Origin of the sequence: Sporosarcina jiandibaonis (assembly GCF_013184495.1) — a bacterium.
GTDB lineage: Bacteria > Bacillota > Bacilli > Bacillales_A > Planococcaceae > Sporosarcina > Sporosarcina jiandibaonis.
In genome coordinates, this window is the sequence record NZ_JAAOIY010000006.1 from 167898 (window position 1) to 188404 (window position 20507).

Sequence of the window (20507 nt, forward strand, 5' to 3'; positions counted from 1 at the left end):
AATAATAGTTGATCGAAACTATAGTGAATGAGGAGGAATTTATGTGAATGGAAAATGGGCTCTTACAGCGCTAGGTGTCGGTGCGGCGTACTTGATGAGAAACAAGAACGCACGAGATAAACTGATGAAACAGGTTGAATCGTTCACTGGCATGTCAATGGGAATGAACAGAAACTCCAGTTCTTCTTAAAACATAGCCAATACCTCTTGTCATTTTTCGATCAACAAAGAAATCGGCATCCCTAGTGGATGCCGGTTTTCTAATTTAAGTTGGAGCTGTAGCTCGTTGCTCGGAACGCCTCACAATATAGATGCTGATTTCATAAAGCAGCGCCATAGGAATGAGCACAATTAATTGGCTAATGAAATCAGGAGGCGTGATGAGCGCCGAAATAATGGCCAGTGACAAATACGACCATTTTCGAATCTTTGTCATCGAGTCCGCGGTTAACAATCCAATTGTCGCTAGAAACATCGCAACGATGGGCAATTCGAATAATAACCCCAACGGCACCGTCGTCATGAGAAGAAAACTAGCGTATTCTTGCGCAGATACCATGACGTTGAAATTCATCGCCCCTAAAGATACTAAGAAGTTATAGCTGAGCGGATTCACAACAAAGTAGCCAAAAGAAACGCCACCTAAAAAAAGTAAAAACATGATTGGCGAATACAGACTCAGAAACTGGCTTTCGCGTTCATTCAATCCAGGCTTCACAAATTGCCAAAGAAAATGACATAAAAACGGCAAGGCGAGACCTATTGAAAGTGCTGTTGAAATCGACATGTAAAACTTGACCACTTCCAAAGGACCAAGAACAATTAACTCATGATCACGTGTCACATATGGGAACCAAAGATTAATGGTCGAAAAGACGACGATAAAAAAGAGTAGAAAGGTAAATATACTTTTAATTAGCTGCTTTCTTAAATCTGTGAGATGATCGACAAGTGTAGAGTTATTCTCGGAGCTAGTATTTTCATCCATTTCGGATTTGATTTTTTCTTCAATCTCCGTTACTTTTTGCAGCTTTTCTACAGTTGTTATCTTTGATACTTCTTTTTGATCGATTGGTTTATCCAGCGGGCTAATTATTTTACGATTATGATCACCATATGGGTCCATAAAATCACCTGCTTATCCTTGATCGGGTTTCTTCGGTTCCTTCACAGTTATTTCATCTTCATCGTCCATGATATCTTTTGCCGATTTCTTGAATTCGGAAAGTGTTTTTCCCACTGCGGAACCAACTTCAGGCAATTTTCTCGGTCCGAATAAAATCAGCACAATCACCAAAATAATGATCAAGCCCGGTACACCAATAGATGCTAATCCTCCCATTAGATAAGCCTCCTCTCTATTTCATACTTATACAAGTGAACCGCCGTTTTTACTGTATTTAATAATCCCTTCCGCAGCTCGATACGCAAGCGCGCCGACTGTTCCTGTTGGATTATAACCGCCGTTATGCGGAAAGTTTCCTGCGCCTACAACGAACAGATTATCAACATCCCAATGTTGCAAGTAATTGTTAACAACACTGTCATCCGGGCTTGCCCCCATAATTGTTCCGCCCGTATTATGTGTTGTTTGGTAGGGGACTATATCGTAATCAGTAATTGGATTTCCGGGCATAACCGTTTTTGCGCCCATCTCTTCCATAATGGTTTTTGATTTTTCCGTTAAATACTTGTGCAAATTACGATCTTGTTCTGTAAAGTTATACGTCAATTGAAGCAACGGCACGCCGTATGCATCTTTATAATCTGGGTCGAGCGACAAAAAGTTTTCCTTATGCGGGATTGACGCTCCTTGCCCTCCGATATTTAATGTCCTAGAATAATTATAAATTGACGCTTTCTTAAACTCTGCCCCCCATGAAGGAGTATCCGGCGGGACTGGATTTGTCTGAATCGGACGGACACCTGGCTGGGTAATCGAAATGCTCGCCCCGTGTATGAAATCTAACTCGCTATGATCGTAATTGTCTCCGTTGAGATCATCAATTGTCATTCCGAGAGAACCCGCTCCCATGAAGACATTCATCTGTTCATCGAAAAATCCTGTTGCCCCTGGAAGGATTTGATAGGCATAGTTTTTGCCGAGCGTCCCTCTTCCCGTATCAGGGTCATACATTTCTCCGATGCCTGATACCATGAGAAGCTTTGCATTATTCATGACATAACTCGTGAGTACGACAACATCCGCAGGCTGGATGAATTCCTCACCCGTTTGTGTGTCGACATATCTTACGCCTGTAGCCTTTCCGCCTTCTTTCAACACCTCAACGACATTCCCATGGAAGCGAACCTGATAATTCCCTGTTTTTAATGCCGTTGGAATAACCGTAATCTCCGCAGATGTTTTTGCCCCGTATTCACAGCCGAACCGCTCGCAAAAACCGCAATATTGACAAGCTGCAATTGTTTGACCATCGGGGTTCTCATAAGTCTCCGACAAGTTAGCGGAGGGCAACATGAACGGCGTATATCCAAGATTACTTGTCGCCTTTTCAAACTTTTTTAAGATTGGTGTTTTTATCATCGGAGGTGTGGGAAAATCGTTTGCTCGCTTCCCCGCAAACGGATTTTTGTCTTCTCCTGATATGCCGGCTGTCTTTTCAAATGTATCGAAATAAGGCTCCAACTCGTCATATGTAATGCCCCAGTCTTGAAGAAGATAATCTGCCGAAAGCTTGTCTTTTCCGTATTTTTTCTCGGTTAAAGTTTTAATTTCAAAATCATACGGCAGGAAACGCCAAGTATGCCCATTCCAATGGGTTCCAGCTCCTCCGAGCCCTTCTCCTAGAAGGAATGAGCCCATTTGGCGCATCGGAAGCGCTCGCATCTTACGGTTGTTTCTGAATGTAATCGTTTCTTTTGAAAGATCTTGCATCAATTCATAACGGATTGCGTAGCGATACTCATCATGCACCATTAAATAATCTGCTGTACTTCTTTCTCTTCCGCGCTCAATTCCAACAACTTTCATCCCTGCCTTCGCGCACTCAGCACCGATAATACCACCCAACCATCCTACCCCGACAGTAACTACATCCACTTTATCAAGCGTCTTAACCAAATGTTGTCCCCTCCTTTAATGTTCCATGCTGCTAATTGACTGTGGTTCGATTTTCATGTACTCTTCATTTTCAATCTCGTTAATATAAGCCATCTGATGACCTGGGAAACCCTTCATGCGCCAACCATCCATATTGATATTTCCGCTATAAATCGGGTCCGCGTACGCTCCTTCAAGTGTTGCCTGTCTCAGTAATTTAAAAAAGAATTCCGATGCGACCCCTTTCATTTCAATTTCATTCTTTTGAAATGCGGTCAGGATTTCGTCCATCTGATTGCCTTCAAGGGATGCAAATCCTGTATCGAACCTCTTTTTAGCTTCCTCATCCATTTTAGCCAGACCTTGTCTGAAGATTTCAGCACGTGTTAGCCTACTTTGGTACCCTTGCGTTGATTCACCGGCAAAGAACGGTCCTTTCATGTATTCTTTCGCATTACTTCCATAATTACCGGCTAATTGGTTGTCGATAAAGTACGGAACACCAAGTCCAATTGCACCGGGTCCAAGATCGTCTTCCGGAAAAATACGTTCGACTGCTTCCGATAATACATTGAACTCATTTAAGTTCGTAAAAAACATTCGACCCCGGAATACATCACCGACATGCTCGCCGCCACCTTGATTCTTCCCGGTTCCAGCCACATTTTCCTTTGTAACATTATGAGTTATAAGGCTTCCGAGCAAACCGCCGCCCACTAATGCACCAGTCGCAATTCCAGTCGTCTTAAGAAAATCGCGTCTCGATAAACCATTGTTATCTTTCGACATTTTTCATTCTCCTTTACTAATATTTCTCTTATAAATAAAGCATGCCAATTTTTACCCTTTTTCATACAATCAGGGGTTTATTCTAACTGATATTAACTCAGAATATTTGGTGTATAATAGAAAGCATATTATGGATTCTGGAGGGGGGTAGGACATGAGAAATTGCATCTTATTATTGTTACTATTTCTAATTGGGGGATGTTCGAAATCCGTTACAATTCAAGACGTCGAAAGTACGGTGTTTGCGGAAAAGATTGCAACAAACCTGGAGGCCCCATGGTCGATTGCAAAGAATGGCGGTACCTTTTTCATTTCAGAACGAGGCGGCACAATCGTTAAAGTAACTCCTGATGGCAATCAAGTTCGAGAAAACGTTAAGTTGTCGAAACCGTTATCGAATGCTTCCGAAGCGGGATTATTGGGATTTGTATTAAAAGAAGATTTCAGCCAATCAAGTGAGGCCTATGCTTATTACGTCTATGATGTCGATGGTTCTCCCGTGAATCGGATTATTAGTCTTCAATATGACGGTTCTTCTTGGAACGAAAAAGATATACTTCTAGACGGGGTTTCTTCTGGTTCTGTTCATCACGGAGGTCGCTTAGCACTCTCACCTGACGGTAATCTTTTTGCCACCATTGGGGATGGGGCTAATCCAGAAGCTGCACAAGATTTGAACTCATTGAACGGTAAAATTTTGGCATACGTTGAAGATGACAATTTTCATATTTATACGTATGGACATCGAAATCCACAAGGGCTTGCTTGGGATTATCGAGGTGTCCTTTACGCCTCTGAACACGGACAATCTGCAAATGATGAAATAAATATTATTATAGAAGGGAATAATTATGGATGGCCGATCATTGAAGGTGTTGAAACCGCCGAAGGCATGGTAACGCCTATTTTAACTTCTGGTTCTGATGACACATGGGCACCATCAGGAATGGCTTTCTACAAAAAACTTTTATATGTTGCGTCACTTCGCGGTCAAGAAATACTTATCATAGATACAGAAAAACGCCAAATCCTTAATTCCATTAAAGGGTATGGCCGTATACGTGATATTTACTCGGATGGTGATTCGTTGTACTTTATTTCGAATAATACGGATGGACGTGGAAATCCTTCTAATGACGAGGATGTTTTGTATCGATTAGCGCCAAACTGAAATATGGCAATCATAAAAGGCAATCCATTGCACGGACTGCCTTTATCTAATATGATCATATGCCAACTGCTTCTAAATTCTCTCATAAAGATCTTTTTCAAATCCGAGGATTGGAATTCGATCATCTTTAATTTCAAGAGCAGTATACGGAATTTCAATTATGTATTCTGATTTACCATACGGACGTACTGGCAATTTATTTTTAACAAACGGGTTATTTGTTACGAGCGAAACCATCGCAGTACATTTATTATAGCCTTCTACCGCAAAACGATGCCCTTTAACCATTGCATATGGAAAGACCTCATAAGCATCCTCCAATTCATCAATGTCAATATTCTTAATGAATATATTTTCATCATTCCGCATCTTTATGAAGCCGTTTTTCAAGTCATCCGAATCATTAGACTTTAAATAATACTGGCCTTGATATGAGGCAAGTTCATATTCCTTGCTGTTTGATAGGGCGAAGCGTCCTTTTTTTAACATGATAACCCCTCCCATATTTTTCATATCCTTATTTTTAAGTATACAATAGGAAGCAGGAAAAAAGATACATTCATTTTGTTCCATTTTTCAAAAAACTTATTGGGCATTATTCCCTATTGTTTACTGTGTTTTATATGCGGGTATACAGTAAACACATTACAAAGGAGGGCTTTTCAATGACAGACAATGGATTTTCCGAAAAATTAAAAGGTGTAGGGAATAAAGCCAAAGGCGAAGTTAAAGATGAATTTGGTAAAGCCACGGACAACACGAAGTTGCAAGCCGAAGGTAAATTTGATAAAGCTAAAGGTGAAGTGCAAGAAAAAATCGGAGAAACAAAAGATAAGATTTCTAATCGAAACCATTAATAACAATAAAAGAGCTATTTCTCAATGAGAAATAGCTCTTTTTATTTATTTTACAGATTTTCTGTTTTCATTCGAGGTGTGGTTCCATCACTATGCAGTAATTGTTCGTCGTTTCCTCGACCATCCAGCACTTCACCACTAGAACTAATGTCCGCGCTGCTATCTGCATCGTTCAATTCATTCCCAAAAGCAGCATCAACAAACATGGCAATTCCGCCATTTTCAACTTCATCTAGGTAATGCTTTGATTCTTGCTCTGAGAATCTCATCGAATTGAATGCATTATAAACCGGTTCTTCAATTCCTAAAAACTCATTAAAACCCTTTCTCCAATCTTCGCCGTAAGATCCATTTAAATTCATCTTTGTCTGTCCTTCTAGCATTGCAATATTATCTTGTTCACGTGTAAATACATGAATCGTTTCCTCTTCATAGCCATTCGCTTTCATTTCCATTAGTTTATAAAGGACCGTATCAATCGAATGGAATATGCCAATAAACTTCCTGTGTGACATTGTCATAATAACTCCTCCTATGAACGTTCTTTCTATTATTTTACCCTTCAAAACTCTTTGAAAACATCTAGTGTGTTATGTATGTTTAGCCTTGCCCATAAGCGTGAATCATATAAGTAAGGAGGATGACTTGTTATGACGAAAAAGAAGCCCTTTACTGAACGAGACCGAAAAGATGCAGAAGGTCCATTCATGGACAATCCTGAATATCTTAAAACGGACAAACAAAGCATTTACGATATGCACGAAGACATGAAGTTCGTTGACCCGATTCCATTAGAGGATGCACGAATGGAATGGCGCGAGGAAGAAGCTCATCTGGATACAAAAAGTAATTCATCCACTGAAGAAATGTCACCCGGATCAGAAAAAATGGATCGCTAAACAAAAAAACTACAACCCATTTCGAACTTAGGGTTGTAGTTTTTATTTGATTGCCAAAGGGTTTAAAAGAGGTGAACATAACTAAAGTTCGAGAAAATTCCCGAAGACATTCCCAGCAATAGCATCAAAATGATAAGGAAAATCCATAACGCCAACACGACTCCAATAATAATTAAATTCGCGCGCGCAAAGTTTCGCCGTTCACTCGTTACATCGAAAGCCCATATGAATAACATAATAAAATTAACAAGTGGGATGGCTAGTATTATTAAGGTAATAATCCAGCTTCCTAGGGACATTTGCGGTGGAATTTGTTTTGATGATACGTGCTGTTCGTTTACCCGATCGACCGCTTCCATAACCTACACTCCCATTCAAGCAAACTAGAATTCTTTTCACAACCATGACACTCTTTAGACAGTCGTTTTGGCTGCATTCCGCTTAGACATATTAACACCGGCAAAAATCGAGACCAAAACAGCAATAAAAGTTATACAAACGCTCCACCACAAGCCTGCCGCATCATTGTTCCCGTTAAATACAGACGTTGCGTAAAACGGCAATTTCCACGGCGATATTGTCCAATACTCACCAATGAGCGAATCTACAATTTGAAAACCGATTGTCAATAACAGCGAAAGCGTTGCTGCAATACCTGTTGAAAACGAAGCGCTAAATGCCAAAACTGCTGTGACAACGAACATAATCCAAAGACTATACGTCGCAATAAACCCAAAAACTTCGAGCGCATTTACGCTGTTGAACAAAATAGAGATATAATACCATGCTGCAAGGAATCCTAGCCATACGCTAGCTAGCACGATACCATTCAGTACAATCCACTTACTTAAAAAATACGCGCGATATGAGATGGGACGAACATACAGAAGCGTTGCCGTTCCAGTTTTCCTTTCACCTGAAATCGACCCCATAAAAGCGAGCACGATGACCAAAATCCCAATGAATTGATATTGCCCAAGCAGTGACATGAAAATTTCTTCACCCGTGAATTCAGGCCATAAAAATTCCGCCCCTTCAGGCATATTGCCGACACTCTTCATAATTTCCGGCAAATAGTAATTGCTAACAGGCTCCAAGATTCCAAGAATGATAAAAACAAGCGGAATCCATAATACTTTAAAGTTTCTCGTCTGCTCTTTCCATTCTTTTTGCAGCAACGTCATAAATCCAGTCATGATTGAATCACCGCCACTTCCATGAATATCTCCTCGAGGCTCGCTGTTTGTCGTTCCACTTTCCGTATTAAGAAACCTTCTTTATAAAGTATCGCTAAAACGGCTGGCATTTCAACCTTTTCTGCAACAATATCGATTGCGATCGTACGCCCTGTTACCGTGAGTTCCCATGGAGTGAGCGCTTTAAAGCGTTGTATATCCTCTAGTTTTTCGAATTCAATGAGGATTCGCGGTTTCGCATAGCGTGTACGCACATCCTCAAGTGAACCGTGTTCAACAAGAGCCCCTTGGCGCAAAAATAGAAGCTGGTCCGTCATCTCTTCCGCGTCGTTTAGTATATGTGTGGAATAAAGAATTGTTGTTTCAGCTTGCAGTTCCTTCAATAGATTCATCACTTGTCGACGGCCGGCCGGATCTAATGCCGAAACGGGTTCATCCAGTAATAGAAGTTTCGGCTTATGAACAATCGCTTGTGCAAGTCCAAGCCTTTGTTTCATCCCGCCCGAAAAAGCGCTCGTTTTCTTTTTCATTGCATCGCCAAGACCTACGAATTCTAACGTTTTCCTTGCCTCTAGTGTCGCTTTTTTTGCTTCTACCCCGCTCAAACGCGCGGCCATTTCTGTGAATTCCAGTGCCGACAGCCAAGGAAAAAACTTCGGGTATTGTGGCAAAAATCCAATGATTTCACGAATGTCCGATGTTTTATTATTATGAAATGCGATTGTTCCGTTGGATGGTGAAACTAATCCGGCAAGCATGGATAACGTCGTCGTCTTCCCTGCCCCGTTCGGACCAATAAGTGCTGTTGAAGTATGTTCTTCTAAAGCAAATGAAATATTGTCCGCAGCTTTCTCTTGACTATATGATTTCGTTAGATTTTTCACTTCGAGTAATATGCTCAATCGTTTTTCCTCCCGAAGACAAAATAAATAATCGAACCAATCAGACTTCCGAAGGTAATGATAAAAATCCACATAATGTACGGTCCATTTGTGCGCTTATTCCGAATGACGTCAATTAGCGCAACAATCATCAGGATAAATTGAAGCACGAGTAGCGGAAGGATTAAGTTCCATGGAACATCAGCAAGTTCTGACATAAGATCAATCCCTTTCTTTCACTATTTTATGAATCTAGCAAATATATATTTCTTTCTCTCAATATACCACAACTGTTCTATTCAGTATATAACAAAGTGCCCTTTTTTATTACATAAAACATTCTTCTCAATTTTTTCCATCGTAACATGAAGCGACTATGGGGGCTAGGATTGGTAAATGATAAGTTTCAAAACATCCAGCAAGTCATTGTTTATCATTCATGGTATACTGTCATGATGGAACAGGAGGGTTTTCACATGAAACAATGGATATATCCGTTAATGATCGTCTTTGCGGCGAGCTCTTACGGTATTCTTTCAACAATTATAAAGCTAGCCATTCATGATGGCTTTACGGCATCTGAGGCCGTAACAAGTCAATACTTTACGGGTTTTGTTCTAGCGGCCCTGATTTATATACTAGTAAATCGTTCGATACCTAAATTTGGCGGTGGCATGACATTACTTCTCGCCGGATTATTTACTGCGACAACCGGGACTGTATACGGACAAGCCGTCACGTATATGCCCGCATCAATCGCTGTCGTCATGCTCTTTCAATTTACATGGATTGGAATGTTTCTGGATTGCATCGTAAGCCGCCGTCTGCCAAAACGAATCGAAGTAATTTCGCTTATTCTTCTATTCGGAGGAACGATTTTTGCAGCAGGCGTCATTGGTGCAGATATTAGCGGGATTCCATGGCAAGGTTGGGCATGGGGCATGGCATCAGCCGTTAGTTTTTCACTATTCGTTTTGATCAATCAAAAACAAGTGAAAGGCATGGATACGGCAACGCGCTTATTGTTCACGTCATTTTTTGCGTCGGTAGCAATCTTTTTCTTCCAATCACCTGAAATCGTTTGGAATGGAACACTATTTGGCAGCGGACTTTGGATTTACGGCTTGATTTTAGGCTTCTTCGGAATCGTTATTCCCATTTATTTATTCTCAATCGCAGTGCCAAAAGTGGGAACGGCCACAGCATCGATATTGAGCGCGATAGAACTTCCGGTTGCCGTTACGGTTTCGGTACTGTTATTGAGCGAACCCCTTAGTGTTTCTCAAGTTATCGGGATTATCATTATTCTTATCGGAATGACATTGCCCACATATCTTCAGCGGCGGAAAAATAATAAAATCGTAGGTGAACAAAATGACAGTCATTAGAAAGTCAGTCCCGTCTGACGCAGAAAAAGCGGTTCCGCTTATCATCGATGCGATCGGCGATATCGCAAAGCGGATGACAGGTGAAAATGAACCTTTAGAAATCAAAGAAGGTTTATGTGAATTATTTAGACGCAGCGATAATCCTCATTCTTACTTGTATACTTATATCGCGGAAATCGACGGCGATGTCGCGGGAACAATGGTGTTGTATTCCGGAAAAATTGCACCGCAACTCGATAGGAACTTGAGTAAATGGTTAAGTGAAAAAGGCGCTGAGGTTTCAGAGATTGACCCTGAATCGCTTTCCGATGAGTTATATATTAATACGATTTGCGTCAATCCGGGATTTCGCGGAAAAGGGATTGGTTCACAATTACTCAGGTTTGCCGAAGAGGTTGCAAAAGAAACAAACATTTCAAAAGTATCCTTGAATGTGGAAACAGAAAAAGATGCAGCTATCAGACTTTATAAGCGAAGCGGCTATGAAATCGTTTCGCCTTGGACAATTATCGGTGAACCGTTTTATCATATGGTGAAAATTGTTTAATGAAAAACCCCACACAAAAATGTGTGGGGTTTTGCTTATCTTTCCTCTTTATCACTTAGCTCTCTCACAAATCCAACAAACCGCTCCATCACTTCATCCAAAAACTCTAGCGTGACTTCATGTTTTAGTTCTCCGTTTTCAAATTTCTTATTAGCAAATCCAATAAGAATTTCATTGCCAGCGGGTGGTAGTGTGATGGCTTGGATGCTCAGTAGGACTTGTCTCAAATGCAATTGTGCTCGAACAGTTCCAAGCCCGCCTTGGGTGACCCCCATCGGAATTACCGGCTTGCCTTCGATCGGCTTTTCCATTCTAGATAACCACTCCAACGCATTTTTTAACACACCTGGAATTGACCAATTATATTCGGGTGCACTTATAAGTACCGCATCCGCTTTTGCGATCAACTTCTTAAATTGTTCGACCTCCCTGGGCGGAGCGACTTCGTTGTCTTCATTGTAATAAGGCAAGGTTCCAATTTCCGCAATATCAAGATCAAAAAGCGTGCTATATCTTTCTTTAATCGTCTTCACCAACTGCATATTAAATGAATCTTTTCGAAGGCTTCCGACCAATGCTACTATCTTCATAACCAATCTCCTCTTTCACCCTAATTTAATATCCAGTATGTACAATAATTCATTCGCGTAGTAATAAATATATTTATTCCCGAAAACTTTTCAGGCTTGCCGAGGGTATATATAGTAAGAGCAACAAAGTTCCGTTTTTCCGAAAGGAGTGAGTGTCTCATGGAAATAGACGAATGGATTGTCACGATAAAAAACGGCGACAAGGAATCATTCCGCCATTTTTATAACGCTTATTCGGAGTCTGCCATCCGAACAGCCAACGCCATTACACGCAATCGAGAAAAAGCAAAAGATGCTGTACAGGAGACTTTCATACGCGTCTATCGCCAAATCAGTAGCTATAATTCCGAATTGCCATTTGATCCGTGGTTTTATCGAATATTGTCGAATGAATGCCTGCGATTGTTGAAGAAAGAGGCGCCTCTTTCAAAATTCGCTCCTGATTTAGAAAATGATCCGTCATTATCGGGAGAATCTTTCGATCAGCTATCCGATTTATACGCCATAATCCAATCGCTAGATGATGCACACCGAATCCCACTCATTTTAAAATATGTAAAAGGATTTAGTGAAAAAGAAATTGCAACAATACTTTCGTTGAACCAAAACACAGTAAAATCACGGCTGTTTAAAGGTAGGAAACGACTGAAAGAACAGTTGAATCCGGCCGGAAAGGAGGATTCATTATAATGAGCGATTTCGACAAGCGAGTAAAAGATGAACTCCATAAACGAACCACTGAAGAGTCAAACGGGTTGAAGGATGAAATATGGAATGAGCTCGAGAAGAAATTATTTAACGAAGAAAGAGGAGACGTGAGGAAATTGAAAAAGAAAGGCCGTATTATTTCAGTGATTGGTGTCATTGCAGCCGGTCTGCTTATCGCATTGAGTTTACAAACCGATACGGGCAGCGCATTTATTAAAAGTGTGAAGGATATGTTTGCACCAGAAAAAGAAATTACGCAAGGGACCGAAGGACAAGACGAGGAAACCGAGGTCCATTTAAATGAAGGAAAAGATTCCGAGTACATTATCTATGTCGACGAAACTCGCTATAAAATGATAAAAGGCGAAGACTCGGACGTCATTACGACAATAGAACCCCTTCCAGAAAAGTACCCGGAAGTGAAAATGGAAATAACACAAGTGGCGAATGAAAAACCAGAAGATCTCGTAAAGAAAATCGAAGCCGAATTGAAAGCAGATTTTCCTGAACTACGTGAAATTGAAAATGTTACCAAACCAGTGGAAGGCTATTTACTCCACGGCATAAACGGCAGTGAATGGGACTCAAATGTTGTACATTTGTATGTAATTAGTAACGGAAACGAAGGAAGTTTTGTTATCAGGGAAGATTATTTCCTTGAAGCCGCGGAAGGTCACGGCGCTAGGTTCCACTTTATGCTTGAGAGTTTTGAGATTGTGGAAGAATAAAAAAATGGAGGGTGCGTAAGCCAAAATGGTTTTGCACTCTTTTTCGTTAACTTTTATAAATAGCGTTTTTTAAATGAGCTTTATATCTTTTCTATCTTCAAATATTTCCACTTCATTTTTCGGGACCCATTTTTCGTAATAATACTTATCCGTTCTCTCTAAACCTAATTTTTGAGCAAATTTCGTGTTTGAAGTGCCTACATAATATTTATCCTTATCCTCATTTGAAACATTAATAATTTCGCCTTTAAATTTCCCTTTGGTAGTGACTTGATAACAATTAATTAATTCACTAGGTTTGACCCTCTTGCTATACACGCCATTCCTATATTTATCTACAAACCCTTCTTTTATCATATGAGGATTTTCAGAAACAATTAATAAATTCCCTTCCATATCGCTTGTAAATTCAAATTCTCTATTTTTATATATACAATACTCCCCATTTCTAATCATTCTTTCTCACCTCACAATGATCTGTTCCCTTTTCCCACTAGGTTTTTCTATTTCTGGTTTCAGGTTATTTATCCACTTAATTAATATGATAATATGAAGAATAAATCCACTGATCAAAACAGTTATAACTAGAGGTAGGAAGGAGTGATATCTTCCCTCGTCTTTGCTAAACATTAAAACCATAAGAAATGGATCTAGTGCTGCCTTATACGTGAAAACCACCATACCAACACTTAACAGCTTTTGACTAAAAGCGTTATTCCACCAACAAAGTAAGAGTACAAGCAAATGGATAATGAACAAAACCGCTTCAGCGTAGTAAATCCTGTGCCAACCAGTAGATAGTGTATCCCAGCCAACAGTATTGGCATTTGCAACAGCCAACGATATACCTACGAAAATACCAGAAGCAATAAACAGACCAATAAGATAGACCCTCATCCCAGATATCGTCAGTCTGCCATCTATTAGTTCTTCTTTAATAGCTGAAAAACTTTCTTCCGATAATTTACCCATCAATATCACCCCGATTTTGTAATGCTGATTAACAAACAGGGATATGCCCACCTAATTTTGGAGTGAAAATCCCAGAATTAAGTAACATACCCCCTGCTTACCAATCTTTTATTTGGCCGATTCAAATGTAAAATTATCGAATTTCATTACTTCTAGTTGTTTAAAATCATCAGCATCATCTACTTAAACCATTGTATTAAGCCCCATATAATAAGTGTATTTTCCAAAAGCAGGCTCATTAGCCATCTCTTCAACTGTAAAGATTACCAGACTTGTACTATACACTTCTTGATTTCCTATATTACTTCTTAAACTAAAGGCATGTTTGAACCAATCTTCATGCGGTATTATTTCTTCAACGCAAATAGCGTTCTGAATGACTAATGCCTCTTCCCTAACAACCATTATGTTTCCATCTTTTCTATTTTTACTTATCAAAATTCCTTACCAAAAATGAAGGGTATTTAAAAATGCAATACATGGCAATCAAAAACTCAACAGCAGCAATTAATAGACCAAATGAGACAACTGTTACAAGAAACACCCCAAAACCAAGTTCGTAATCCCCTAGCAAACCATTTTTAATCACCGTGGATGTTAATGCTGTTAACAGGAAAATGGCTGGAAATAATATGATAAACTTCGAGTCTTTTTTCCCTTTTGATTTTCCAACTTTGTTGTTTTTCTGTTTCAAACTATTTATCCACTTAAACAAGACGGTTAGATGAATTATTATTCCGATCAATAAAATAATTAATACCACCGGTAAATACGCGTCATACATTCCTCTATCTTTACTAAACATTAATATCACCAGATAAGAATCCAACACGGCCTTGTACGTAAACAATACCATCCCAACACTTAACAGCTTTTGAATAAAAGTATTATTCCACAATAAGAGTATCAACAGCAAATGTAGACTAAATAAAACTGCTTCAATATAGTAGATTGTATGCCATTTTGCAGACAACGTATCCCACCCTATTGTATTAAGGTGTGCAGCAAAAAAAGATATCCCAACTACTATTCCAGAATAAAAAAATATGCCAATTAGGTATTCCCTCATTCCCGACACTGTTAATCTTCCATCGTGTATTTCACCTTTAATTGCTGCAAAACTTGCTTCGGATAATTTAGTCATGAATATAACCACCTAACATTACAATCTTTTGAAACTGAACAATTGTAACCGATGTATCATTTTTCTTCTTTCTCTACTTAATATTAAAATTTTTCACAGAAAATGAGGGATATCTAAAAATGCAATACATTGCAATAATAAATTCACAAGCGCCGATTAACAGGCCAAGATACATTACAGTCATAATAAATACAACAAAAACAAGTTCATAATCTCCTAGTATACCGTTTTTAATTACCAGAGTTGTTAGTGCGGTTAGTAAAAGGATTACTGGAAATAATATGAGATGCTTCGAATCTTTTTTCACATTTGACTTTCTTCCATTCCCAGTTTTCGGTCTTAGGCTGTTTATCCATTTATCTAACACAACTATATGAAGTATCAATCCGCTAGCTAAGATAATAAGAGTAATCGGTAAATATAAATGATAATTACCTTCATCTTTACTAAACATTAACACCGTAAGATAAGGATCCAATGCCGCCTTATACGTGAAAACCACCATACCAACACTTAACAGCTTTTGACTAAAAGCATTATTCCACCAACAGAGTAAGAGTACAAGCAAATGAATACCGAACAAAACCGCTTCGGCGTAGTAAATCCTGTGCCAACCAGTAGATAGTGTATGCCAGCCGACTGTATTAGCATTGGCTACAGCTAATGACACGCCTACAAAAAGAGCCGACATAAAAAACAGACCAATAAGATAGCTCCTCATCCCAGACATCGTCAATCTGCCATCTATTAGTTCTCCTTTGATAGCAGAAAAACTTTCTTCCGATAACTTTCCCATTAATTTCACCTCAACTTTGAGGATTGTTGATTCCGTCTAGCACCATTTAAACAAAACAGGGATATGTCGCTCCTAATTTTGAAGTTAAAAATCCAAATTAAGGTAACATATCCCCCTGCCAACTATCTTCATTTCTTATTTATGTATTTTCTATTGAATCACTTATGTCTTCATATAAAGCTATTTGTTTCTACTACTTGTAAAACATTCGGTAGGTTTCTCTTATGCCAACCTGCACCTATCATTATTTTATTTAATTTAAATCCTGCGTTTCCTGCTGGCGTTTCAATTGTAAGGCGATGGTGGGTTAACTTACTTTTCAAATCTAGTTTATTAATTTGTTCTTTTGGAATAAATGCATGCTCTCCCTCCACTATTTTCCCAGTAACATTATCTATTGCTAGAATAGCAATCCCCTTATCTGATAAATTAATAACATTATATTTCGTCGAGAGAACCGACGCTGCACCAAATAAAATATAGTCCAATGTGGAAGGCATGGTTATTCCAAAAACCGTATGATTCTCACCTGATGGATCAAATAAATCGTGCTCCTTTAAATAACTAACAATCTGTTCTTCTTTTAATAACATTTTAAAACCTCCATTTTATAATTATCTGACGCTGAATTATCTTGATTTAATTCGAATAAAATATTACTGATCAAACATGCCTAATAAAGTATCCCAGCTTCTTGCTTCCTTCTCAAAAAATTCATCATCGTTTTCTGAAAAAACTTTTGCTTTTAATTCTACCCACTGCATCTCGTCGTCCCCTCTCATTACATGAAATATCGGGGAGACTATCTTATACTCATTATCAATAGCATATTGCAGTAATTTTTGATAAGCAAACTCTGTATCAACTTCAAAGTTACCTTTTACTCTCGTCATTAGCATCTGATCGATATAAAAATAGCTTTGAAAATGTAAATCCATGTCTTTGGGCACATAAGATTGCTCTACTGGCATATAAATATCAATCACCATAATCTCATCTAAAGGAATATTGTTTAATGCATAAAACAGTGGCCCTGTTACTGTTAATTTTGCCCGTACCAATTTGTCATTGAAGTCTTCCAACGCCCTTTGAAATTGACTATAATGAATCTCATATGTGTGCCAGACAACATTTTTATACATAATTGTTTCATATTCCATAATCATTACTAAATCTACTCCCCTTTTATCCGGGCATAAATGTCCATTACTACACCATCGAAGACATCAAAACAGACATGATAAAAAGAATCTTCTATTTCTAAATCATTCTTTTCCGCATGTTTTCTCAATAATTCATATGCCTCATCCAATTCTTCTATTTCAGCGCAACGTACATAGATGGCAGGATATATTTCTAAAAAGTCTAGTTGTCTAAACTCTGCATCCTTTGCTACTTCTACTTCCGTGTTGATCCCAATATAATACGTATACTTACCGAAGGCAGGTTCATTTTCCATCTCTTCTGCTTTAAAAACTACCGGGCTTGTATAGTAAATATCCTCATTCACCAAATTCCTACGTAAGCTCAGCGCGGGTTTGAACCAGTCTTCATGCGGGATAATCTCTTCTACACAAATCACATTCTTCAAAATTAACGATTCTTCCCGTACAATCATTTTGTCACCTCCTTTTTCGATTCCTATTCTTTTTCTTTTTCTTATTCTTTTTATTATTTGCATGTTGCACATTTTTTCGTTTAGGTGCATTCACGGAAAAGGATGGGAAGCGGAAAATACAATAGCAAGCGATTATCAATTCACAGACTGCATATAGCAAACAAATAGTTAGAATTACAAATATAAACAAGATTATCAGGAGTTCACTATCTCCAAGAATCCCACTTTTAAAGATTCCGCCCGTAAATGCAACTAATAAGAATAAGATTGGCATTAATATTATAAATCTTGATTTAGCAAGTTTTTTTGATTTACTATTATTAAACACTCCCGCCTTTAAATCTCTCATCCATTTCACTAAAAAAAACACATGAAGTATTAAAGCCCCCACAATAATCATTAAAATCCAAGGAGCAAAAGAATCAAAAATCCCTCTATCTTTACTAAACATTAATATAGTTAGGTATGGGTCAAACGCTACCTTATACGTAATTACCACAACTGAAACACTTAATACTTTTTGATTGAATGCACTATAAGACCAACAAAGTAGAATGATTAGTAAATGGAGGCTTAGTAAAATTCCCTGCACGTAAAAAAGTGCATGCCACCCATTGGATAATGTATCCCAGCCTACCGTATTCGCATTAGCAACTGCAAATGCTAATCCAACGAGAAAAACTGAGAAAGCAAATGTACCAAGAAGGAACCTCCTCATTCCCTGGATGGTAAGCCTGCCTTTCAAAACCTCTTCCTTTATTAGTACAAAGTCCTTTTCAGTAAGTTTCCGCACTTTTACACCTCAAACTTTTTATTTAAACCAACCTGTTATCTTTTTCCCAATTTCCTTGCAAGCCTTCTGCGCAGTATCCACTGAACTATTAACTAAGTCTTTTGTTCGATCAGTAACACTCTTTGGTGGATCCCCCCACCCAATGTTCGTCAGAGCATTTACACCCACGCCAACGACAGCCCCAGCGACTGTTCCTATAGGCGGTATTATAAATGAACCAAAAGCTGCACCTGTAGCGGCTGCACCTGCACTAAATGCAGTATCAACAGCAGTACCTACAACAATCTTTTGAGTATCCCCTTTATTGTCCTTAATATTTTGGTCAACAATAATACCCAAAGAGAGGACACCAAGACCTTTACCGGCAATTTTCGCACCTTTACCAAGTGGATTCTGGGCCTTAAAATCAGTTATAGCTGATTTCACACTTTGTTTTGTATTTTCAAACGCCACTTTCGGATTTTTCCACTCTGTTGTTGCCCTAACCTTATTTAATACAAATTCATCGGCAAATGTAGTAACTGCTGTTTTTGCTTTTCCTAGCTTCGTAAGTTTTTGTAGTTCCCTATACTTATCTAGTCCATACAATTTGTCAAACTCTTTACTCATCGCCAGTTTTCCACGTTCTGTTCCATAGGGTTCCCATCCTTGAGTTAATCCCTTTAACGTATCTTTATTTAGCGCCTTTGTTTGATGCTGTTTAAATAGATTCATTAATTCTTTTGAATTGTACTTATACATCCCGAATGATAATTTATTATTTATCATTCTATAGGCTTCTTTTGTAAATAAATACGTTCCCTTACTTTTCAAAAGACTTCTGGTTTTCTTATCTAGTTTAGAATGAATATATAATTGACTAGGTAACTTCAAATAGTTTTCTGAATCGATATTAGTCATAAAATCTAGGAACAAGCCCGCTCCCAGGTATATTCCTTTTGATTGTTTTTTCGAATCGCCTTCAGAATCCAATGACAATTCATTTATTTCATTGTTATTCCGTTGAATCAAATTAATTTGGTCGGCATATGAGTGAATTCCCATTAAACGGTTCAATGTTTGCACACCTATTTTAGATTGGATTTGTCCCACCGCTTCTTGACTATCTTCAATTATTTTTAATGCACTTTTATCAAATTCGTTCAACTTTTTATTAACACTAGTAACATACTTTTGTGAAGTATCTACACTCTTTTTGAAACTCGTAATGTTTGGATTTGGCAACGGAACGATATCTGATACATTTTGAATCACTTGTTTTCCTTCTTCATGTGTATCCAATATACCATTCTGTATTGTTACTACATTTTTATTTAGTTGATTCAAGTAATCATCAGTAATGACTGCCGTGGAAGAGTTGTCTATAGTATTTGCAAATTCGATAAGGACCTTGTCATAATTCTTCCGTAAACGGTTAATCGTTTGTTCTAACTCATCCAAAGAATTAACATGGACCGATTGAAAATATGCTTTAGCCGCAGTAGCTGTTTTCCCTTGAAATGACGCTAGTTTATTAATGTCGTTTGTTTTACTTTTAACAATCTGTAGTTTGGCAGTTATCATTTTGAGTTCTTCATGCAATTTTGTTTGAATATCTATTAATTCTACGATTGCTATTTTCATTGAATTATTACAACTCCCTTCCCTGATTTAACAACCAATCATTTTAGTAATGCTGATCCTAGTTGCTCGTCTTGTGTCACCATCTCATTACCTACTGTTGTTAATTTTTCCAAATCTATTTCTAACAACTCAATATATGAATCCATTACTTTTTGAAAATCCTTTATTACTTCTAACTGTTGTTTGATGCTTTGTAAATCAGTCTTTTCCAGCGATTTATCACTTATTTTCAGTCCTTTCAAATCGGCAGCCGCAGATTTGATGTCGTTTACCACCGAATCAAAAACAACTTTATTAATCGAAACCTTACCCATTCAGCATCACTCTTCTTTCAATGAATTAATTGTCATAGTAATATTTGCAATACTCGCATTCAGATGGGCAATGTCGCTTTGACAGTTAATTAACTGGGTTGTTAACCGCTCAATCTCGTTATCTATTCCATCTTCTACTTTCTTCAAATGTACTATATAGCTGCTGATTGACTTTTCCATAGCGTTTTGGTGGTCACTTTTATAAGTTTTTTCCGTTTCCCCTTGCCATAATCCAGGATCAATTTCAAGATTCGTTATTTTTTTCTTATAATTATTGGAGTCATCAATAATGCCGACAAATTCAACCTTTGCTTTCTTTAAGCGTTCCAACTTTCTTTCGAGGGCATCTGCTTGTAATTGTTTTTGGGACCTCTGATTTCGATATCCCCATCTTCTATTAATAAGCTCCGTTTTAGTCATCTTTTATCACCA

The 20507-nt window shown here is 38.3% G+C and carries 31 protein-coding genes; 8 read left to right on the forward strand and 23 right to left on the reverse strand.

Features of this window, described 5'->3' with window-relative positions; translation table 11 throughout:
* Nucleotides 1-43: 43 nt before the first annotated feature.
* Entirely contained in the window at nt 44-190 is a 147-nt protein-coding gene (locus G8782_RS15160) for a hypothetical protein (RefSeq protein WP_172372721.1), read from the forward strand.
* 75 nt (nt 191-265) lie between these two features.
* On the opposite strand, the gene tatC is transcribed toward G8782_RS15160, so the two are convergent.
* The 4 genes from tatC to G8782_RS15180 are packed head-to-tail and all read right to left on the reverse strand — an operon-like array spanning nt 266 to nt 3850.
* Nucleotides 266-1126 (reverse strand): twin-arginine translocase subunit TatC, encoded by an 861-nt coding sequence (gene tatC, locus G8782_RS15165; RefSeq protein ID WP_172372723.1) that lies wholly within the window; start codon nt 1124-1126, stop codon nt 266-268.
* Nucleotides 1127-1138: 12 nt separating this feature from the next.
* Nucleotides 1139-1342 carry a twin-arginine translocase TatA/TatE family subunit gene (gene tatA, locus G8782_RS15170; RefSeq protein ID WP_172372725.1) on the reverse strand — a complete coding sequence of 68 codons (204 nt, stop codon included), beginning with the start codon at nt 1340-1342 and terminating at the stop codon, nt 1139-1141.
* Nucleotides 1343-1369: 27 nt separating this feature from the next.
* Nucleotides 1370-3082 carry a GMC family oxidoreductase gene (locus G8782_RS15175; RefSeq protein WP_172372727.1) on the reverse strand — a complete coding sequence of 571 codons (1713 nt, stop codon included), beginning with the start codon at nt 3080-3082 and terminating at the stop codon, nt 1370-1372.
* 15 nt (nt 3083-3097) lie between these two features.
* Nucleotides 3098-3850: a gluconate 2-dehydrogenase subunit 3 family protein gene (locus G8782_RS15180; protein ID WP_172372729.1), complete on the reverse strand. Its 753-nt coding sequence runs from the start codon at nt 3848-3850 to the stop codon at nt 3098-3100.
* Between the two features lie 154 nt (nt 3851-4004).
* Here G8782_RS15180 and G8782_RS15185 point away from each other — a divergent pair, with 154 nt between their 5' ends.
* Complete coding sequence (locus G8782_RS15185) at nt 4005-5021, forward strand: PQQ-dependent sugar dehydrogenase (RefSeq protein WP_172372731.1); 1017 nt, start codon at nt 4005-4007, stop codon at nt 5019-5021.
* A 72-nt stretch (nt 5022-5093) separates the two neighbouring features.
* On the opposite strand, the gene G8782_RS15190 is transcribed toward G8782_RS15185, so the two are convergent.
* A complete protein-coding gene (locus tag G8782_RS15190; protein ID WP_172372732.1) occupies nt 5094-5510 on the reverse strand; it encodes a hypothetical protein in 417 nt (138 codons plus the stop codon).
* Between the two features lie 176 nt (nt 5511-5686).
* Here G8782_RS15190 and G8782_RS15195 point away from each other — a divergent pair, with 176 nt between their 5' ends.
* Nucleotides 5687-5878 carry a CsbD family protein gene (locus G8782_RS15195; RefSeq protein ID WP_172372733.1) on the forward strand — a complete coding sequence of 64 codons (192 nt, stop codon included), beginning with the start codon at nt 5687-5689 and terminating at the stop codon, nt 5876-5878.
* 50 nt (nt 5879-5928) lie between these two features.
* Here the strand turns inward: G8782_RS15195 and G8782_RS15200 are convergent, their stop codons facing one another.
* Nucleotides 5929-6399, reverse strand: a complete 471-nt coding sequence (locus G8782_RS15200) for a general stress protein (RefSeq protein ID WP_172372734.1) — start codon at nt 6397-6399, stop codon at nt 5929-5931.
* Nucleotides 6400-6528: 129 nt separating this feature from the next.
* On the opposite strand from G8782_RS15200, the gene G8782_RS15205 reads away from it, so the two are divergent.
* Nucleotides 6529-6777 (forward strand): hypothetical protein, encoded by a 249-nt coding sequence (locus G8782_RS15205; protein WP_172372735.1) that lies wholly within the window; start codon nt 6529-6531, stop codon nt 6775-6777.
* A gap of 62 nt (nt 6778-6839) precedes the next feature.
* Here the strand turns inward: G8782_RS15205 and G8782_RS15210 are convergent, their stop codons facing one another.
* Genes G8782_RS15210 through G8782_RS15225 form a run of 4 tightly spaced genes read right to left on the reverse strand, consistent with a single transcriptional unit; the run spans nt 6840 to nt 9072 of the window.
* On the reverse strand, nt 6840-7136 hold the full coding sequence (locus G8782_RS15210) for a hypothetical protein (RefSeq protein ID WP_216667900.1): 297 nt from the start codon (nt 7134-7136) through the stop codon (nt 6840-6842).
* Nucleotides 7137-7190: 54 nt separating this feature from the next.
* The gene (locus G8782_RS15215; protein ID WP_172372736.1) at nt 7191-7973 is read right to left on the reverse strand and encodes an ABC transporter permease; all 783 of its coding nucleotides are present in this window, start codon (nt 7971-7973) and stop codon (nt 7191-7193) included.
* Nucleotides 7970-8875, reverse strand: a complete 906-nt coding sequence (locus tag G8782_RS15220) for an ABC transporter ATP-binding protein (protein WP_172372737.1) — start codon at nt 8873-8875, stop codon at nt 7970-7972. The genes G8782_RS15215 and G8782_RS15220 overlap by 4 nt, the downstream gene beginning before the upstream one ends.
* On the reverse strand, nt 8872-9072 hold the full coding sequence (locus G8782_RS15225; protein ID WP_172372738.1) for a PLDc N-terminal domain-containing protein: 201 nt from the start codon (nt 9070-9072) through the stop codon (nt 8872-8874). Before G8782_RS15225 ends, G8782_RS15220 begins: the two co-directional genes overlap by 4 nt.
* Nucleotides 9073-9330: 258 nt before the next feature.
* Between G8782_RS15225 and G8782_RS15230 the strand changes: the two genes are divergently transcribed.
* The gene (locus G8782_RS15230) at nt 9331-10242 is read left to right on the forward strand and encodes an EamA family transporter (RefSeq protein ID WP_172372739.1); all 912 of its coding nucleotides are present in this window, start codon (nt 9331-9333) and stop codon (nt 10240-10242) included.
* On the forward strand, nt 10229-10789 hold the full coding sequence (locus G8782_RS15235; protein WP_172372741.1) for a GNAT family N-acetyltransferase: 561 nt from the start codon (nt 10229-10231) through the stop codon (nt 10787-10789). Before G8782_RS15230 ends, G8782_RS15235 begins: the two co-directional genes overlap by 14 nt.
* Nucleotides 10790-10824: 35 nt before the next feature.
* Here G8782_RS15235 and G8782_RS15240 read toward each other — a convergent pair whose 3' ends face one another.
* Entirely contained in the window at nt 10825-11379 is a 555-nt protein-coding gene (locus G8782_RS15240; protein ID WP_172372743.1) for an NADPH-dependent FMN reductase, read from the reverse strand.
* Nucleotides 11380-11538: 159 nt separating this feature from the next.
* Between G8782_RS15240 and G8782_RS15245 the strand changes: the two genes are divergently transcribed.
* Both G8782_RS15245 and G8782_RS15250 read left to right on the forward strand, forming a co-directional pair.
* Nucleotides 11539-12069, forward strand: a complete 531-nt coding sequence (locus G8782_RS15245; RefSeq protein ID WP_216667901.1) for an RNA polymerase sigma factor — start codon at nt 11539-11541, stop codon at nt 12067-12069.
* Nucleotides 12069-12815: a hypothetical protein gene (locus G8782_RS15250; protein ID WP_172372745.1), complete on the forward strand. Its 747-nt coding sequence runs from the start codon at nt 12069-12071 to the stop codon at nt 12813-12815. Before G8782_RS15245 ends, G8782_RS15250 begins: the two co-directional genes overlap by 1 nt.
* Before the next feature lie 69 nt (nt 12816-12884).
* Here G8782_RS15250 and G8782_RS15255 read toward each other — a convergent pair whose 3' ends face one another.
* From G8782_RS15255 to G8782_RS15310, 12 genes are all read right to left on the reverse strand, one after another.
* Nucleotides 12885-13271: a hypothetical protein gene (locus G8782_RS15255; RefSeq protein WP_172372747.1), complete on the reverse strand. Its 387-nt coding sequence runs from the start codon at nt 13269-13271 to the stop codon at nt 12885-12887.
* 6 nt (nt 13272-13277) lie between these two features.
* Nucleotides 13278-13787 carry an MFS transporter gene (locus G8782_RS18415; protein WP_216667902.1) on the reverse strand — a complete coding sequence of 170 codons (510 nt, stop codon included), beginning with the start codon at nt 13785-13787 and terminating at the stop codon, nt 13278-13280.
* A gap of 183 nt (nt 13788-13970) precedes the next feature.
* The gene (locus tag G8782_RS15265; protein WP_172372749.1) at nt 13971-14192 is read right to left on the reverse strand and encodes a hypothetical protein; all 222 of its coding nucleotides are present in this window, start codon (nt 14190-14192) and stop codon (nt 13971-13973) included.
* A 22-nt stretch (nt 14193-14214) separates the two neighbouring features.
* Nucleotides 14215-14931 (reverse strand): hypothetical protein, encoded by a 717-nt coding sequence (locus G8782_RS15270; protein WP_172372751.1) that lies wholly within the window; start codon nt 14929-14931, stop codon nt 14215-14217.
* Nucleotides 14932-15004: 73 nt separating this feature from the next.
* Entirely contained in the window at nt 15005-15727 is a 723-nt protein-coding gene (locus G8782_RS15275) for a hypothetical protein (RefSeq protein ID WP_172372753.1), read from the reverse strand.
* A 170-nt stretch (nt 15728-15897) separates the two neighbouring features.
* Nucleotides 15898-16320, reverse strand: coding sequence for a hypothetical protein (locus G8782_RS15280; protein ID WP_172372755.1), 423 nt, complete (start codon nt 16318-16320; stop codon nt 15898-15900).
* Between the two features lie 63 nt (nt 16321-16383).
* The gene (locus G8782_RS15285) at nt 16384-16893 is read right to left on the reverse strand and encodes a DUF5085 family protein (RefSeq protein ID WP_172372757.1); all 510 of its coding nucleotides are present in this window, start codon (nt 16891-16893) and stop codon (nt 16384-16386) included.
* An 8-nt stretch (nt 16894-16901) separates the two neighbouring features.
* Nucleotides 16902-17345 carry a DUF5085 family protein gene (locus tag G8782_RS15290; RefSeq protein WP_172372759.1) on the reverse strand — a complete coding sequence of 148 codons (444 nt, stop codon included), beginning with the start codon at nt 17343-17345 and terminating at the stop codon, nt 16902-16904.
* A 4-nt stretch (nt 17346-17349) separates the two neighbouring features.
* A complete protein-coding gene (locus G8782_RS15295; RefSeq protein ID WP_172372761.1) occupies nt 17350-18138 on the reverse strand; it encodes a hypothetical protein in 789 nt (262 codons plus the stop codon).
* Between the two features lie 18 nt (nt 18139-18156).
* A complete protein-coding gene (locus G8782_RS15300; RefSeq protein WP_172372763.1) occupies nt 18157-19761 on the reverse strand; it encodes a T7SS effector LXG polymorphic toxin in 1605 nt (534 codons plus the stop codon).
* Nucleotides 19762-19799: 38 nt separating this feature from the next.
* The gene (locus G8782_RS15305; protein ID WP_172372765.1) at nt 19800-20075 is read right to left on the reverse strand and encodes a TIGR04197 family type VII secretion effector; all 276 of its coding nucleotides are present in this window, start codon (nt 20073-20075) and stop codon (nt 19800-19802) included.
* A gap of 6 nt (nt 20076-20081) precedes the next feature.
* Nucleotides 20082-20495: a YwqH-like family protein gene (locus G8782_RS15310; protein ID WP_172372767.1), complete on the reverse strand. Its 414-nt coding sequence runs from the start codon at nt 20493-20495 to the stop codon at nt 20082-20084.
* Nucleotides 20496-20507 lie beyond the last annotated feature (12 nt).